Here is a 17,454-nt window from a genome sequence, read left to right as displayed (position 1 = left end):
TATGTCATATCAAATGCAGCTGATATGAAAATGGCCGAACCGGGCTTGCACCAAAGCTGGCAAGCACGATTCGGCCCGAGCGGGCGTCAGGTCACCCCTATGTTGGTCAACTCAGGGGGCCATGCCGGTTGGCACGGCCCGCTCTCCATCATCAGCCTTTTTTCACTTCTTCGAACTCGGCATCGACCACATTGCCATCATCACCCTTGCCGCCGGCATCCGGGCCAGGCTGTGCGCCGGCCTGTTGTTGGCCTGCATACATCTGCTCTGCCAGCTTGTGGGCAGCGGTGGACAGGGCTTCAGCCCTGGCATCGATCTCGGCCTTGTCGTCGCCCTTCACCACGCCTTCAGCATCCTTCAGCGCGGCTTCGATCTTGGTCTTGTCATCGGCACCGATCTTGTCGCCGTATTCAGTCAGCGACTTCTTCACGGAATGGATCAACGCATCCAGCTGGTTGCGCGACTGCACCAATTCGATCAGCTTCTTGTCTTCGTCCGCGTGCGCTTCGGCATCACGCACCATGCTTTGGATCTCTTCCTCAGACAAGCCAGAGTTGGCTTTGATGGTGATCTTGTTTTCCTTGCCGGTCGCCTTGTCCTTGGCAGACACATGCAGAATACCGTTGGCATCGATATCGAAGATGACTTCGATCTGTGGTACGCCACGCGGTGCCGCAGGAATGCCTTCCAGGTTGAACTGACCCAGGCTCTTGTTGCCCATGGCCTTCTCACGCTCACCTTGCAGCACATGGATGGTCACCGCGCTCTGATTGTCATCAGCGGTCGAGAACACCTGTGATGCCTTGGTCGGGATGGTAGTGTTCTTCTGGATCAGCTTGGTCATTACGCCACCCAGGGTTTCGATACCCAGGCTCAGCGGCGTCACGTCCAGCAGCAGTACGTCCTTCACGTCGCCCTTCAGTACACCACCTTGAATGGCGGCACCAACCGCAACGGCTTCATCAGGGTTGACATCACGGCGAGGCTCTTTACCGAAGAACTCCTTCACCTTGTCCTGAACCTTCGGCATACGGGTCTGACCGCCAACCAGGATCACGTCGTCGATGTCGGTGACCTTCAGGCCCGCATCCTTGATCGCAACGCTACACGGTGCAATCGAGCGCTCGATCAGGTCTTCCACCAGCGCCTCGAATTTGGCACGGGTGATCTTCACCGCCAAGTGCTTCGGCCCGGTCGCGTCTGCCGTGATGTAAGGCAGGTTGACTTCGGTCTGCTGGCTGGAGGACAGCTCGATCTTCGCCTTCTCCGCAGCTTCCTTCAGGCGTTGCAGGGCCAGCACGTCTTGCTTCAGATCGACGCCGGATTCTTTCTTGAATTCACCGATGATGTAATCGATGATGCGCTGGTCGAAGTCCTCACCACCCAAGAAGGTATCACCGTTGGTCGATAACACTTCGAACTGGTGCTCACCATCCAACTCAGCGATTTCGATGATCGAAATATCGAACGTGCCACCACCCAGGTCATAGACAGCAATCTTGCGATCGCCTTCTTTTTTGTCCAGACCGAACGCCAACGCTGCAGCGGTGGGCTCGTTGATGATGCGCTTCACTTCCAGGCCCGCGATACGGCCTGCATCCTTGGTCGCTTGGCGCTGGCTGTCATTGAAGTAGGCTGGTACGGTGATCACCGCCTCGGTGACTTCTTCACCCAGGTAGTCTTCAGCGGTCTTCTTCATCTTACGCAGCACTTCAGCCGACACTTGCGGAGGTGCCAGTTTCTTGTCGCGCACCTTCACCCATGCATCGCCATTGTCCGCCTTCAGGATCTCATAAGGCATCAGGTCGATATCCTTCTGGACTTCCTTCTCTTCGAAACGACGACCGATCAGGCGCTTAACCGCAAACAGGGTGTTGCGGGGGTTGGTCACAGCCTGGCGCTTGGCAGGCGCACCTACCAGAATCTCACCATCCTCTTGATAAGCGATGATGGACGGGGTGGTACGTGCACCTTCTGAGTTTTCAATGACCTTGGGTTGGCCGTTTTCCATCACGGATACGCACGAGTTGGTGGTACCCAGGTCAATACCGATAATCTTGCCCATGTGTTTTTCCTTTCTTGCCGCTGTCGCTGATCACGCCAGCTTTTATTCAAATAACCATGTTGCGAAAATGGGGCGCGTTTTTTGCTTTTCAAGCCCCCATAGTGCGGTTTATTCCTTAGCCTTCGACACCACCACCATCGCGGGGCGAATCACGCGATCCGCCAACATATAGCCCTTTTGCATCACGCTGACCACAGTATTGGGCTCACCATCGGCAGGCACCACACTGATCGCCTGGTGCTTGTGTGGGTCAAGACGCTCACCGACCGGGTTCACCTCGGTCAACTGTGCCTTTTCAAAGGCGCTGGCCAGCTGCTTCAGCGTCATTTCCACGCCCATCTTGATGTTGTCGATGGAGCTGTTGTCCTTCAGGGCCATTTCCAGGCTGTCTTTCACCGCCAACAGATCAGTCGCGAATTTGGTAACGGCATACTTGGTGGCACTTTGCACCTCTTCATGTGAGCGGCGGCGGATGTTTTCCGCATCAGCCTTGGCGCGCAGCCACGCATCATGGTGCTCTTCCGCACGCAACTCTGCAGCACGCAGCTGCTCTTCCATGCTTGGCATCACCTCGGGCTGGCCAGCGGCACCAGCTGTTTGTGCAGCCTCGGTGTTGTTCTGATCGGGTTTGGGCTCAAGTTCTTGATTGCCTTGCATCGCTATTCCTCATTACCAATAGGGGTTTTGCCAACTATGCCCGCTTAGTTGGCGACGAGATTGATTTTTTCAATAGCAGCGACTAAAAAAAATGCTATACACTCGTTTCAAACAATCGTTTGATCAACATCGGGTATCCCCCTATTGATCAAAATCGAATATTTTGAAATTTGAAGTTGCTGCACTGCACACATCGTGCTTATAATCGAGTCAACAGAGCTGAGGATCACATACATGCTGATCGATCCAGATCAGCATGTGCCTGCGGGAGCGTCCACCCACGCAGCCCGTCAAAGCTGGCCAGACTCGATCTCTGGCGCATCCCGTGTTTGCTGCGGCTTACCGCGGCTTGAAGATTTGACGCACTGCGTCAAAAGTTAGCTACCGTTATCTGTTTTGGGGATCATCGAATGACTACTCGCGAAGCACGCATTGCAGCGATTCAGAAAGACTGGGACACCAACGAGCGCTGGGCCGGCATCAAACGCGGTTATACCGCAGCGGATGTAGAGCGCCTGCGTGGCTCGGTTCAGGTGGAATACACGCTGGCCAAGCACGGTGCGGCCAAGCTGTGGGAACGTCTGCACACCCAGCCTTACGTCAATTGCCTGGGCGCGCTGACCGGCGGTCAGGCGATGCAGCAGGTAAAAGCTGGCATCCAGGCAATCTATCTGTCTGGCTGGCAGGTCGCTGCAGACAACAACAGCTACTTGGCCATGTATCCCGACCAGTCGCTTTACCCAGTCAATTCGGTGCCCGCAGTGGTCGAGCGCATCAACAATGCTTTCACACGCGCCGATGAAATCCAACATGCCAAGGGTGTTGAACGTGGCCATCAGGATTTCATCGACTACTTCGCACCGATCGTGGCTGATGCCGAAGCTGGCTTTGGTGGCGTATTGAATGCCCATGAGCTGATGAAAGCGATGATCCGCGCCGGCGCCGCTGGCGTGCACTTCGAAGACCAATTGGCGTCCGTGAAGAAATGCGGCCACATGGGCGGCAAAGTATTGGTGCCCACTCAGGAAGCCGTTCAGAAATTGATCGCAGCCCGCCTTGCTGCTGACGTCTACGGCGTGCCAACACTGGTGATCGCCCGCACCGATGCGGAAGCCGCTGATCTGCTGACCAGCGACTGCGATGAAAACGATAAGCCGTTCCTGACCGGTGAGCGCACCGCCGAGGGCTTCTTCAAGACCCGCAAGGGCATCGATCAAGCGATCAGCCGCGCCATTGCCTATGCAGACTACGCCGATCTGGTGTGGTGTGAAACCGGCACGCCGGATCTGGAATTCGCGAAGAAATTTGCTGAAGCCGTTCATGCCAAACACCCTGGCAAGATGCTCGCTTACAACTGCTCGCCCTCATTCAACTGGAGAAAGAATCTGGACGACGCGACCATTGCCAAGTTCCAACGCGAATTGGGCGCCATGGGTTACAAGTACCAGTTCATCACCCTCGCTGGCATCCACAGCATGTGGTACAACATGTACGATCTGGCGCAGGACTACGTTGCACGCGGCATGTCCGCCTATGTCGAGAAGGTGCAGGAGCCCGAATTCGCGGCACGCGATCGTGGCTACACCTTTGTGTCGCACCAACAGGAAGTCGGCACAGGCTACTTTGATGATGTCACCACCGTGATCCAAGGTGGCGCATCGTCGGTGACAGCCCTGACCGGCTCGACCGAAGAAGAACAATTCCATTAAGTCGCACCGCTGGCTCGGCATAGCAAACCGCACGGGGCGACTCGTGCGGTTTTTTTATATCATGCGGATGACAGCCCTCACCCAACCCATCGGTTGACGCCGCTACATGTCAGGCCGACCACTGCTACTCGAACACGAGGTATTCAACATGACTGAACGTATTCAACACGGCGCCTTACAGATCGCCAAAGCGCTGCATGACCTGGTGGCCAACCAGATCCTGCCCGGCACCGGTATCGACAACGCGGCATTCTGGTCGGCTTTCGAACAGATCGTGGCCAGCCTGACACCCAGGAACAAGGCGCTACTGGCCAAGCGTGATGCGCTCCAGGCCAAAATCGACGAATGGCATCGCACCCATCCACGGTTTGAATTCAGCGCCTATAAAGCCTTTCTGATTGAAATCGGCTACCTGCTGCCTGAAGGCGAAGACTTCAGCATCGCCACCGAAAACGTCGATGAAGAAGTCGCCACCCTGGCCGGGCCACAACTGGTGGTGCCGGTGAAGAATGCCCGGTATGCGCTGAATGCCGCCAATGCCCGCTGGGGCAGTCTGTATGACGCCCTGTATGGTACCGATGTCATCAGCGAGGCAGGCGGTGCGGAAAAAGGCCAGGGCTACAACCCGGCTCGTGGTGCCAAGGTGATCGAGTACGCCCGCGCCTTTTTGAATCAGGCTGCACCATTGGCCAATGGTCAGCATCAAGATGCCACTAACTATGCAGTGGTGAATGGGCAGCTGCAGGTTACATTGAAAGATGGCACACAGACCGGCCTGGCCCAGGTGGAAAAGCTGGTGGGCTATACCGGCGAGGCGAACAGCCCGACCTCTGTGCTGCTGAAGAACAATAATCTGCATATCGAGATCCTGATCGATGCCAACAGCCCGATCGGCAAGACCGACCCGGCGCGGGTGAAAGATGTGGTGCTGGAGGCCGCCATCACCACGATTCAGGATTGTGAGGACTCGGTTGCCGCCGTCGATGCGGAAGATAAGGTCGAGGTCTACCGCAACTGGCTGGGTCTGATGAAGGGCACCTTGCAGGACACCTTTGAAAAAGGCGGTCGGCAAGTCACCCGTCGCATGAACCCAGACCGTGAATTCACCAGCCCGCAAGGCCAGCCGTTCAAGCTGCACGGGCGCTCGCTGATGCTGCTACGCCATGTGGGGCATTTGATGACCAACCCCGCCATCCTTTATCAAGGCGAGGAAGTATTCGAGGGCATCATGGATGCCATGATCACCGCGCTGATCGCCAAGCATGACATCGACGGCAACCATGCCTTGCGCAACTCTCGTACCGGCTCGATGTATATCGTCAAGCCCAAGATGCACGGCCCGGAAGAGGTCGCGTTCTCGGTTGAGATGTTCAGCAAAGTGGAAGAAGCCCTGGGGCTGAAGCGCAATGCGCTCAAGATCGGCGTCATGGACGAGGAACGTCGCACCAGCGTCAATTTGAAAGAGTGCATCCGCCAAGCTCGCGAGCGCACCATTTTCATCAACACCGGCTTCATGGATCGCACGGGTGACGAAATCCACACCTCGATGGAAGCGGGCCCGGTGGTGCGCAAAGAGGCCATGAAGAAAGAAAAGTGGATACTGGCCTATGAAGACTCCAACGTAGACGTGGGCTTGGCCTGCGGCCTGGCTGGCCGCGCACAGATCGGCAAGGGCATGTGGCCCAAGCCGGACATGATGGCGGAAATGGTCGGCACCAAGATCGGTCACCCCAAGGCTGGTGCCAACTGCGCCTGGGTGCCCTCGCCAACTGGCGCCACCTTGCATGCCATGCACTATCACCAAGTCAACGTCCAGGCACGGCAGGCTGAGATCAAGCTGCGGCCACGCGCCAGTGTGGATGACATCCTGGCGATTCCACTTGCCCCTCAAGCCAATTGGACAGCGGCAGACATCCAAGCCGAGCTGGAGAACAATTGCCAGGGCATTCTAGGCTATGTCGTGCGCTGGGTCGGCCTGGGCATCGGTTGCTCAAAGGTGCCCGACATCCATAATGTGGGCCTGATGGAAGACCGTGCCACCTTGCGCATTTCCAGCCAGCATGTCGCCAACTGGCTACGCCATGGCATCTGCAGCCAAGCGCAGGTAATGGAGGTGATGAAACGGATGGCCGCCATCGTCGATCAGCAGAATGCAGGGGAGCCCGGTTATCGCAACATGGCACCAGATTTCGAAGCCAGCATCCCTTTCCAGGCAGCTTGCGAGCTGGTGTTCGACGGTGTCAACCAGCCCAACGGCTATACCGAGCCGATCCTGCATCGCCGCCGCTTGCAGCAAAAGGCCGCGCTGGCTTGATCTGAAGCCAGTCGATATGCCCCATCAGAGCACCCCCAGTCGAGGCTGGGCGATATTGCCCTGATGGGGCATTTTCATGCTGCCGATGCGGTGAAGGTTAGAAAAAACGCCCGGTGGAATCCGGGCGTTTATATTGCATGCTGCACTATTGTCGATCAGGAATCCCAGATCGCACCATAGGCGGGGATACCAAACGCCTCCAGTCCATGCACCACTTCCATAGTCAGCTTTTGGTTGGAAATGCAGATGACAGCCTCGGCAGAGAACGTCTTGTAGGCACCATAGGCGAGCTGCAACATGTCTGGCTTGCCATGAGCATCGGTGTCCCAGATCAGTGCGAATGGCTCCGCCGCCATGATTTCATTCACCAAGGCATCACCATAGGTTTTACGGGCATTACGGGTCACCCACACCAGACGCATCGGCAGCTGCTTGGCCAGCAGGTGCGGCAAGACCGGCCCGATGCCACTCCCTGTCGCCACATAGACCACACGTTTGAACAGCCGCTCGATATTGGCCACCCCGGCGGTGGGAATGCCTCTCACCCAGACGTGATCAGGCGGGTTGTCGATGAATTTCCCCGTCCAATCCCCCGCCCGTGACACCACGAGCCGAAAGCCACTCCGCTTGGGCGCAGGAATATTGGCAAAGGCATGCCACTCCAGCAACGGTGACAGGCTGATGGTCGTGGAGGAGCCCGGGAACGGGGTCACGCCATAGTCGAACTGCAACACCACCGCATGGCTGGATGGCTTGCTGATCTGCACAGGCACCTTACGCAGATGTAGCCAAGGCAGGATGATGCTGAACGTGACCAGCGCCATGCACCAGAAGCTGGGCGACAGCAACAGTATCTCGGACCAAGGCCGGGCTGGCTGCAGGTCACGCGCAAGAGACAGACTGTGCAGCCACAGCAATACCAAGGCGCTCCAACCGCCAAAGCGGTGGGTTCGTTCGAACAGATCATGGAAACGTGCCCGCATGCCTGGCAAGGCCATCATCACCAACAACAGCAATACATGCAGCAACAGGCCGCCCGACAGCAAGGTGAGCCCTGAAAATGTCGCCGCTGAACGGCCATACTCCACCACCAACGAGCCCACGAACACGGCAAACCACAGGACGCCCGCCACCGCGCCGGCACTGTGTAAGCCACCGAAGTGGTAGACCTTGCCCAGATGCCAGCGGATACGCAGTGGCCAGCTGGTCGGGGCGCGCGTCGCCAGCCAGAACAGCAGGTTGACGACATGCTGTTGCCGCACCAGGATGGCCATCGACAGATTGATCAGCACCATATTGCTGATCTGCTCCAAGCGGATGTGCGCGCCGCCCCACCACTGCCCAGCCGTCGCCCCCACAATCAAAACCAACCCATTGACCACCGCCACCATGAAGGCCAGACGATGGTAATGGATCATAGCGGGGTGGGCTGCCAACCGGGTCATCCAGCCTTTTTTCGCAGGCAGCGTCCGCCCCATATACAGCTCGCGCAGCACATGCTCCCGATTGGGCAAATCGATCAGGTCGCTCATCTCATGCCTCTTCACCCGAATTACCCGATAAAGCCGCCAACTCTGCTTGCGCCAGGGTCAGCAGCTGTCGCTTGTCGATCTTGCCCCGTGGCGTGACAGGCAGGCTGGCCACGGGGATCACCAACGTCGGCACACAGTAATAAGGCAATGCCGCAGCCACCTGCTGCAAAGCAGCCTGCGGATCGACCCCGAGTGGTGTCACGAAAGCCACCAGATCACGATCACTGGCCTTCAAGGTGACCGCCCGGGCACATCCTGGCGCTTTCTCAAGCATGGCCGAAACCGCATCCAGCTCGACCCTGAACCCCCGCACCTTGACTTGATCATCTACGCGACCCATGTGCTCCAGCAGCCCACCATCTGTCCACCGGCCCAGATCGCGGGTGCGGAACATCATGCGCCCACCACCCAGGAATGGGTCTGGGCGATACCGCTCCCTGGTCAGCGTCGGATTGGCCAAATAGCCCGCCGTGATCCCATCGCCGCCCGCCCACATCTCCCCTACCTCGCCCGGCTGACAAGGCTGTCCGGATTCATTCAGCACATAGACGGTATTGTTGGGTGTGGGTCGCCCGATCGACATCACTGGCAACGAAGGTGCGTGCAATTGCATGGTGTTGACAATGGTTGTTTCGGTGGGGCCACAACAGTTATAAAACGAACACTGGGCAGCCCATTGATCCGCCAAGGGCTTGGGGCACGGCTCGCCAGCCACGGCCACGAACTTGGCCTGCTTGCACCGCGCCGGGTCGATCCCTGCCAGGATGGAGGGCGTGGCAATGATCACATCCGCCTGCTCGGCAGCCTCTGCTATATCACGATGCCGGATCAGCAATGTTGCGCCATGACAGAGGGCACCGAGCGTCTCCCACGCCGCCATGTCAAAGGCGATGTTGAGAAGCTGGGACACCACGCGGCCTGGCTGCATGCCTAACCGCCCAGGCTCAGTCAGCAGGATATTGCACAGATTGCGGTGCGTGACCTGCACGCCATTGGGCGTACCCGTGGTGCCCGAGGTGAACAGCACCATGCAGCAATCATCCGGTGCCGGGTAGCCTGGGTTGGCATGGGCGATCTCCGCCGGAGGAGCCTGCAGAAACTGATCGATGGCCAGATAGACCACCCCGGGCAGCACGGGCAACAGATGCTGGTATTCCGAGAGGTACAGCACCACATTGGCGTTGGCGACCTGAGCCATATGCCCCAACAGGGCAGTCGGCGTGATGGTGATGTCCTGCGGAATATAGGCCGCACCGGTCTTGATGACCCCCAGCATACCCGCCACCATCGGAATCGAACGCCGCACGAACAGCCCGACCCGATCCCCCGGCTTGACACCCAGCTGTCGCAGATGAGCAGCCAACCGGTCAGCCCATACACCCAATTGCCGATAACTGACCGTCTCATCCAGATGGCGTAACGCAACCGCCTCGGCTTGATGCTCGATTTGATGATCGATGGCGGCCACGACATTGTCGAATGGCAGCGCCTCGATTTTGCCCCACCCCCACTCATGGAAGGCTTCAAGTTGACCGGCTTCACACAGCAGCGCCTCAGCTTCCGCCAACCGGTATTCAGCCAGACCAAGCGACCTATCGTTCATTGTGTTCTCCTAGTTGGTTATTGGAATAGGACTTCTCTCTCTATGCCGGTTGCTGCTGACGCATACAGAATCACGAAAACCACCAGCAATTAAAACCGATTTAATATTACACAAAAAAACAAGATTCATGTCGAAGTCATTTTTTAGCAAATCGATCGTCACAGCACCACACATCCGCTTTAACGAATGGCATATCCACCACATGCCAGCACGGTACCCACAGGCGACAAGCATGACCGTTTCATTCCGTAAAATCATATGGATGAAAAAAGAGAGTAAAAAAACAGGCTGACAAACAGCAGACTCCAGCATTGGAGAAAGTAGGCAGATGGCTGGCGGGATATAGCAAACTGCACATTGACAAGGCGCCACCTGCTTTTTGTCGGGCCGACAAACGCCTGTCTTCAGGGACTTGCCCTCTGATGACCTATTGATTGAGAAAGGAGAAATGGGTGCCAGGCAGCAATACGACCCACCTGATCAGCAACGGGCAGGGCTGTGGTGACCATCTGACCAAGACATTCACCATCCATGATGGATCAGCGTTGCAAAGGATCGCCATCAAAGACAAGGTAAGCGGAGAAACAGCACAGATACATTATCTATCATTCATATAAATACAGCATCACGAATCATTTCATCCAATATTATTCATAATGCCACATTCAAAAAAAATAAACAGACAAGACTGATTTAAAAAATAATATAAATTATGCAACTATTCGACAGCTGCTGGTTGCCCGCCGTGCGGGAGGATACTTACCGCATCAGGCGGGCGCAGATGGCGTGCCCAGGCAGCATGGATGCCTGATATACCTCTCAACAGCATGCGGTCAGGCACCCGAAGCCAGACAGCCCACAGGCTGGCAGCAACACCGACGATGCGCTGTGGCAGCCCAGTATCCAGCCTGCCACTCATCGGTGCCTGCCGATGAAAACGCTCACATCCGCCGGAGCGCCCAACCCTGGCGACATGGCGTTGGACTTACGGTAGCGTGCAAATGCTCCGCCCTCTTGGCCGGATTTCATGTTATAACGAGGACAACGACACGCCGGCTATATGATTTCGGACGCATACAATGGGCAGTCGCGGTTGATAACGGTTTGCTCGCGGATATCGACCCGCCCGAAGGCCCTCGGCAACGCAGGTTCGAATCGGCACCCCTGTAAGGTGCGGCAGGTATATTCTTGGAACCAGGACATGGCCAAAGGCCAACCAATGCTTTGTCATGAGTGAAACCACCCCACCCAATCAACCCGCTCCGATCACAGATGTCGGGGACATCCGACAGTTTGAGCTGTCTTCCGTGTTCGACATCGCCCATGCACTGAAGCAGCTGATGACACGCCATGATCTGGTCGCTGTGTATTTCAATCAGGGCGAGCGTTTTTCCCTGACTTCGATTCTCGATGTCGATCAGGCGGGCAAGACCTTCATCATCGACGAGTCCGGCAGCCCGGATGTGAATCGCTGTCTGGCCCAATCAGATCGCAATCTGTTTGTCGCCACGCCCGAGGGCATCAAACACCAGTTTTCATGTGGGCAGATCCACCAAGTGGTGTTCAAGGGCCGACCCGCATTCAAAGTGCCCTTCCCCGCGCACATCATCAAGCTGCAACGTCGGGAATTCTTCCGGCTACTGACACCCATCGCGCACCCGATCACGGTCACCATCCGCGACCATCCAAGCGGCAAGCTCGATGTGCCGCTGCATGACCTCAGCCTGGGAGGGATGTGCCTGGGGCTTACGCCGCGCAATGATTTCAACCTGCTCGATCGCTATGCCGACTGCACGCTTGATCTGCCCGGGTTCGGCCAGTTGCGGTTTGGGCTGGAAGTCCGCAACAAACGGGTCGAGCGTTTACATCAAGGTAAAGAGGTGCTGTGGGTGGGTTGCCAGTTCCTGAATTTGAGTACTGCCCAGGAAAACCAGCTGCAACGCTACATCACACAGTTGCAGATGGAACAGAAAGCGCGAGGTTGACGCCCCATCAGGCAACATCGCCACCCAATCGGGCTTACTACTGAACTATGCTCATGAAAAGAGCGCCGGGCCGAAACCGGGGCGGTCTGCCGTGGCCAATCGCTGATCCTCCCACCGCATGACACCCGGGCTTGCCCGCCTTGTCCCAAGCTTCGATTCCACATAGGCTACGAAACCATGCCAACAGAAACTGGCTTCCGCCTGTGCCTGGATCAACACTCACACCTGGAGCCGCCATGCCTTATATTGCGCGCGACGCAGATGGACACATCCTGTCGGTGAGCCGTTTGATGGATGACCGACATATCGAGTTTGCCTCGCCACACGATTCGACCTTGCTGGCGTTTTTGAGCAATGCCGAAGAAGATCGTGGTTTCTCATCACTGGACAGCGACCTGATTCGGGTGATTGAAGACCTGATTGACGTATTGATCGATAAAAATGTCCTCCGGCTGACTGATCTGCCACACGAAGCGCAGAAGAAGCTGTTGGCGCGCAAGAGCCTGCGCAGCAAGATGCGTGGTGAATTCAAGCTGCTGGGTGACGATGATGTGTTGTAGACACCTGCCGACCCAAAGTTGACACCGACGATGACCGAGCCCCACATTCAATCCGATCCGTTCGCATGGCATGTCAGCGAACACGAATCCCACCTCGACCCCTTGTTGGATTGCCTGGCCGCATTGACCCATATCCACGGCCATCCCTGGACGCGAGAGGCTCTGTCAGCAGGCCTGTCTCTGGTGGACAATAAACTCCCGCCTTCACAATTCTCCCGTGCGGCTTCCCGCGCCGGCCTGACCACCCGCTTCCTCCGGCGGTCGCTGGACGAATTGCCTGAAGACTTGTTCCCGACCGTGCTGCTGCTGGACGGACGCCGCGCCTGCCTAGTCCTGGCCAAGCTGCCTGATGGCAGGTTCCAGATACGGCTGCCCGAAGGTGGTGAATCCGGCGAGGTTGTCACCAAGGCGCAGCTGAAGGGCCAATACACGGGTGTCGCCATCATCGTCCGCCCTCGCTTCCGGCTGGATGAGCGGACGCCGGAGCTGCACCACACCAAAGGGCGGCACTGGTTCTGGAGCACTGTCTGGTACAACTGGCGACTGTATCGAGATGCCACACTGGCCGCGCTACTGATCAACCTGTTTGCGCTGGCCATGCCATTGTTCACCATGAACGTCTACGACCGGGTGGTGCCCAATCGAGCCGAGGAAACCCTGTGGGTATTGGCCATTGGCGTGATGGGCGTACTGCTGTTCGATTTTCTGCTGAAAAATGTTCGCGCCTATATTGTCGATACAGCTGGCAAACGCATCGATGTGACCTTGTCAGCATTGATCATGGAGCGGGTGCTGGGCATCCGCATGGATGCCAGGCCCGCATCGGTGGGCAGCTTTGCCGCCAACCTGAGGGCGTTTGAGACAGTACGCGATTTCTTTGCATCCGCCACGCTGACGGCCCTGGTCGATCTCCCCTTCATATTATTGTTTCTGCTCGCCTTGCTGTGGATCTCACCGTGGCTGGTACTGCCCCCCCTGGTGGGCATGCTGCTGGTCTTGCTGTTCTCGCTGTTTGCCCAGGAGAAAATGCGTGAACTCAGCGATCTGACCATTCGCGCCTCGGCCCAGCGTAATGCCACCCTGGTCGAATCGCTGGTGGGGCTGGAAACCATCAAGGTGATGGGAGCCGAGGGTCACTACCAGCGGCTGTGGGAGCGCACAACCGTCTATCTGGCTCAGATTGGTGCCCGCCTGAAGATGCTGTCCGGGCTGTCGAGCAATTTCGCGCAACTGATACAGCAATTGGTATCCATCGTTACCGTGATGGTCGGGGTGTATCTGGCCATCGACGCCAAAGTGTCGATGGGTGGCATCATCGCTGCCAGCATGCTGGCAGGCCGCGCCATGGCCCCATTAGGGATGATCGCCGGGCTGTTGATGCAGTACCAGAATGCGCGCACCTCATTGCAGGCCGTGGAAAGCCATATGCAATCCCCGGTGGAGCGCCCGGAGGACAACGCCTTCCTGCACCGCCCCCACCTGAAAGGCGAAATCGAATTCCGCAATGTGACGTTCAGCTATCCAGGGCAGGAAGCCCCGACGCTGCGGGACATTTCGTTCAAGCTGGCGCCTGGTGAAAAGGTGGCCATCATTGGTCGCATCGGCTCGGGCAAAAGTACCATCGAGAAATTGGTACTGGGCCTGTATCAGCCCACCGAGGGTGCTGTCTTGATCGATGGCATCGATACACGACAGATCGACCCTGCTGAGTTACGCCGGGCCACAGGTTATGTCCCCCAGGACGTGACCCTGTTCTATGGCACGCTGCGTCAGAACATCGCCATGGGCGCACCTTTTGCGGATGACGCACGCATCATTGCCGCAGCGGGGCTGGCCGGTGTAACCGACTTCGCCAACCTCCACCCACGCGGGTTTGATATGCCCATCGGGGAGCGTGGGGAATCATTATCGGGTGGCCAACGGCAGGCAGTCGCCATTGCCCGCGCCGTGTTGAGCGACCCACCCATGTTGTTGTTGGATGAGCCCTCCAGCTCGATGGATCATCAGAGCGAAGAGCGCTTCAAGCACCAGCTGAAAATCTACAGCAAGCACAAGACCATCATCTTGGTCACTCATCGCACCTCGCTACTGGATCTGGTGGACAGGCTGATCGTCATGGACAACGGCAAGATCGTGGCGGACGGACCGAAAGATCAGGTCATCGAAGCCCTGCAACGTGGCCGGATCGGGAGGGGTGTATGAGCCTCAAACAACTTGTCTGGCAACGGCTCTACCCTGTGGTCGGCAAGCGCCTGGATTGGCTCATGTCCCTCTCAGCCAAGCGCGACCTGCACGACGACACCGATTTCCTGGCCGATGCCAACTACTACATCGATCACCACGCCCCGCGCGGCGCCCATGTCATTGTCTGGACCAGCGCCGCAGCCTTGTTGTTTCTTCTGCTCTGGGCGGCCTTCTCACCTATCGATGAGGTCACCAAGGGCGAGGGCAAGGTAGTTCCATCGCGAGATGTGCAAGTGCTGCAAAGCCTGGATGGCGGGATGGTGTCGGAAATCCTGGTGCGGGAAGGCCAGGCCGTCAAAGCCGGTGAGCTGCTACTCAAGATTGACCCCACCCGCTTCGCCTCATCACTGGGCGAAAACCGCGCCCAATACCTGTCACTGACCGCCAAGGCAGCTCGATTGCGCGCCCTGGCAGATGGCAAGCCCTTCACCCCGCCTGCTGATGTGCAACAGGAAGCCCCTGATCTGATCGATCAAGAGCGGGTACTGTATGAATCCAAGATGGCTGAGCTGGACGCCACAGTCGGCGTCGCCCGTCAGCAATTGTCACAACGCTCGCAAGAGCTGAACGAAATCCGCGCCAGACGTGATCAAGCACAGCAAAGCTACGAGCTGACCGCAAAAGAGCTGGAGGTGACCCGACCGCTGGCCAAGACCGGCGCGGTATCCGATGTCGAGCTGCTCAGGCTGGAGCGCGACGTTGCGCGTTTCCGAGGCGAACGTGACTCCTCCGCAGCACAGCTCCCACGCATCCAGGCCGCCATTGCCGAGGCCAGCCGCAAAATCCAGGAAGTCGAGCTGACCTTTCGCAACCAGGCCCGTAGCGAGCTTTCCGAAACCACGGGCAAGCTTGGTCAGCTCACTGCCGGCAGCGTTGCATTGAAGGATCGCGTCAAGCAATCGGATATCCGTTCACCGGTCAATGGCACGGTCAAGCAGATTCTGTTCAACACAGTCGGCGGGGTGGTGCAGCCAGGTAAAGAGGTCATCGAGATCGTCCCCACCGACGACGCCCTGTTGTTGGAGGCCAAGGTACAGCCACGCGACATCGCCTTCCTTCACCCAGGGCAGAAAGCGCTGGTGAAATTCACCGCCTATGACTTCGCGATCTATGGCGGGCTGGACGCCACCGTGGAAACCATCGGCGCCGACACCGTCACCGACGACAAAGGCAACGCCTTCTACCTGATCAAGGTGCGGACACACTCTACCCGATTCGGTGCCCAGAAATTGCCGATCATTCCTGGCATGGTGGCCGAAGTTGACATCATCACCGGCAAGCGGAGCATCCTGACATACCTGATGAAACCCGTCATCCGCGCCAAAGCCAACGCACTTCGTGAGCGATAATGCCTGCCACACTGATCATCATGTCGGCTGATCCCGGCCTGCTGCAACACTGGGGGGCGCTCGCCAGCCGCCACCCGGTGACCATCCTCAACCAATGGTTGCCGCTCCCCCCGCCCAGTATCGATGTCATGGTGATCATCGATACCCTGTTGCCGGGGCTACCCCCCTGCACCGACAACCACATTGCCGAGCTGACCGCCCGCTACAAAACCATCCTGGTCTCTAGCACCCCTAGCGACGCAGAAGGCGTAAGCTGGCTAAGCAATGGTGCGGCTGGCTATTGCCATGCCTTTGCCGCCCACGGCACCTTGCAGCAGGTATTGGATGTTGTCGGCGGGGGCGGCCTCTGGGTAGGGCGCAGCCTGCTGGCCACCTTGCTACGCAGCATGCAGACCTTACCAGCCGCCACGACAGCTACCGTAGCGCCCCTCACCACCCTTACAGAACGGGAGCAAGAAGTCGCCAGGCTTGCCGCCAAGGGCCAATCCAATAAAGAGATCGCCCGCCAGCTCGATATCACCGAGCGCACGGTCAAGGCGCACCTGACCTCGGTATTCCAGAAACTGGGCGTCAGCGACCGCCTGCAACTCACCTTGCTGATCAACGGCATCCAGTAGCCAGCCAGCTTTCCATACAACTGATTTATCAGATATAGACCCCACCCATCGCCCACAGCCCAACCACGCGATGACAAAGCCCGTGGCTGGCTCGCCGCCTGTACCTCAGTACAATACAAGCCATCATTCAGCATGCGCTAATATACACATACTGACACACGCTCAAGTAAAGGTCTGATCATGCCGGATACCACCACCGTGAAAGCCCAGGGAATCATCGTTCTGTTGCAAGGCAAAGCCTTCCTGGTCAAAGCCGATGGCACCAAAGTCGCATTGAAACTGGGCGACATCGTCAAGGAAAACGATGTGATCGTCACCGCCGATGGCAGCCGCGTCGAGCTGCGCCTGCCCAGTGGTGACCAGCTTGCCTTGACCGCAGATCGCACCACCTTGGTGGATCAGGACTTACTGGGCACACAGACCACTGATGCCAGCGACGCCGCCCTCAAGGATCTGGATCAATCCGTCGATAAAATCGTCAATGCCCTCAATCAAGGGCAAGATCCGTTCGCAGAGCTGGAAGCACCTGCTGCTGGCTTGGCGGCAGGCGGTGCAGATGGCAGCCACGGCTTTGTGCGGCTGGTCAGAATTGCAGAAGATGTCTCACCCGCCACCATCAACTTCACAGCAGAAAATACCCGCCCTGAGCTGCCGTTGACAGATGGTGGCACCACCACGGCACAAGCCATCCCCACCAGCACAAACACTGATGGTGGCACTGGAACTGGAACTGGAACTGGAACTGGAACTGGAACTGGAACTGGAACTGGAACTGGAACTGGAACTGGAACTGGAACTGGAACTGGAACTGGAACTGGA

General features: G+C 57.6%; 12 protein-coding genes. 8 read left to right on the top strand and 4 right to left on the bottom strand.

Annotated elements, in window-relative coordinates:
* Positions 1 to 151 precede the first annotated feature (151 nt).
* Positions 152 to 2,065: a molecular chaperone DnaK gene (gene dnaK / locus HNQ59_RS07405; RefSeq protein WP_184037176.1), complete on the bottom strand. Its 1,914-nt coding sequence runs from the start codon at positions 2,063 to 2,065 to the stop codon at positions 152 to 154.
* A 108-nt stretch (positions 2,066 to 2,173) separates the two neighbouring features.
* Entirely contained in the window at positions 2,174 to 2,722 is a 549-nt protein-coding gene (grpE, locus tag HNQ59_RS07400; RefSeq protein WP_184037174.1) for a nucleotide exchange factor GrpE, read from the bottom strand.
* Positions 2,723 to 3,132: 410 nt separating this feature from the next.
* Between grpE and aceA the strand changes: the two genes are divergently transcribed.
* Together aceA and HNQ59_RS07390 are read left to right on the top strand one after the other, a co-directional pair.
* A complete protein-coding gene (aceA, locus tag HNQ59_RS07395) occupies positions 3,133 to 4,431 on the top strand; it encodes an isocitrate lyase (protein WP_184037171.1) in 1,299 nt (432 codons plus the stop codon).
* A gap of 148 nt (positions 4,432 to 4,579) precedes the next feature.
* The gene (locus HNQ59_RS07390) at positions 4,580 to 6,745 is read left to right on the top strand and encodes a malate synthase G (RefSeq protein ID WP_184037166.1); all 2,166 of its coding nucleotides are present in this window, start codon (positions 4,580 to 4,582) and stop codon (positions 6,743 to 6,745) included.
* Positions 6,746 to 6,900: 155 nt separating this feature from the next.
* Here HNQ59_RS07390 and HNQ59_RS07385 read toward each other — a convergent pair whose 3' ends face one another.
* Together HNQ59_RS07385 and HNQ59_RS07380 are read right to left on the bottom strand one after the other, a co-directional pair.
* Positions 6,901 to 8,223 carry a ferredoxin reductase domain-containing protein gene (locus tag HNQ59_RS07385; RefSeq protein WP_184037259.1) on the bottom strand — a complete coding sequence of 441 codons (1,323 nt, stop codon included), beginning with the start codon at positions 8,221 to 8,223 and terminating at the stop codon, positions 6,901 to 6,903.
* A 55-nt stretch (positions 8,224 to 8,278) separates the two neighbouring features.
* The gene (locus HNQ59_RS07380; protein WP_184037164.1) at positions 8,279 to 9,880 is read right to left on the bottom strand and encodes an amino acid adenylation domain-containing protein; all 1,602 of its coding nucleotides are present in this window, start codon (positions 9,878 to 9,880) and stop codon (positions 8,279 to 8,281) included.
* 1,229 nt (positions 9,881 to 11,109) lie between these two features.
* On the opposite strand from HNQ59_RS07380, the gene HNQ59_RS07375 reads away from it, so the two are divergent.
* The 6 genes from HNQ59_RS07375 to HNQ59_RS07350 all read left to right on the top strand — a co-directional run.
* On the top strand, positions 11,110 to 11,865 hold the full coding sequence (locus tag HNQ59_RS07375; protein ID WP_184037162.1) for a flagellar brake protein: 756 nt from the start codon (positions 11,110 to 11,112) through the stop codon (positions 11,863 to 11,865).
* A gap of 236 nt (positions 11,866 to 12,101) precedes the next feature.
* A complete protein-coding gene (locus HNQ59_RS07370; protein WP_184037159.1) occupies positions 12,102 to 12,425 on the top strand; it encodes a hypothetical protein in 324 nt (107 codons plus the stop codon).
* Between the two features lie 30 nt (positions 12,426 to 12,455).
* Positions 12,456 to 14,627 carry a type I secretion system permease/ATPase gene (locus tag HNQ59_RS07365; RefSeq protein WP_184037157.1) on the top strand — a complete coding sequence of 724 codons (2,172 nt, stop codon included), beginning with the start codon at positions 12,456 to 12,458 and terminating at the stop codon, positions 14,625 to 14,627.
* Positions 14,624 to 16,018 (top strand): HlyD family type I secretion periplasmic adaptor subunit, encoded by a 1,395-nt coding sequence (locus tag HNQ59_RS07360; protein WP_246490891.1) that lies wholly within the window; start codon positions 14,624 to 14,626, stop codon positions 16,016 to 16,018. The genes HNQ59_RS07365 and HNQ59_RS07360 overlap by 4 nt, the downstream gene beginning before the upstream one ends.
* A complete protein-coding gene (locus HNQ59_RS19805; RefSeq protein ID WP_184037154.1) occupies positions 16,018 to 16,635 on the top strand; it encodes a response regulator transcription factor in 618 nt (205 codons plus the stop codon). Before HNQ59_RS07360 ends, HNQ59_RS19805 begins: the two co-directional genes overlap by 1 nt.
* Before the next feature lie 180 nt (positions 16,636 to 16,815).
* Positions 16,816 to 17,454 (top strand): retention module-containing protein (locus tag HNQ59_RS07350; RefSeq protein ID WP_184037150.1); only part of this gene is annotated, 639 nt, incomplete at its 3' end.

This window comes from Chitinivorax tropicus (assembly GCF_014202905.1).
Classification (GTDB): Bacteria; Pseudomonadota; Gammaproteobacteria; order Burkholderiales; family SCOH01; genus Chitinivorax; species Chitinivorax tropicus.
Note: the sequence above shows the minus strand (reverse complement) of the source record. Positions and strands in the feature narration are given on the sequence as shown.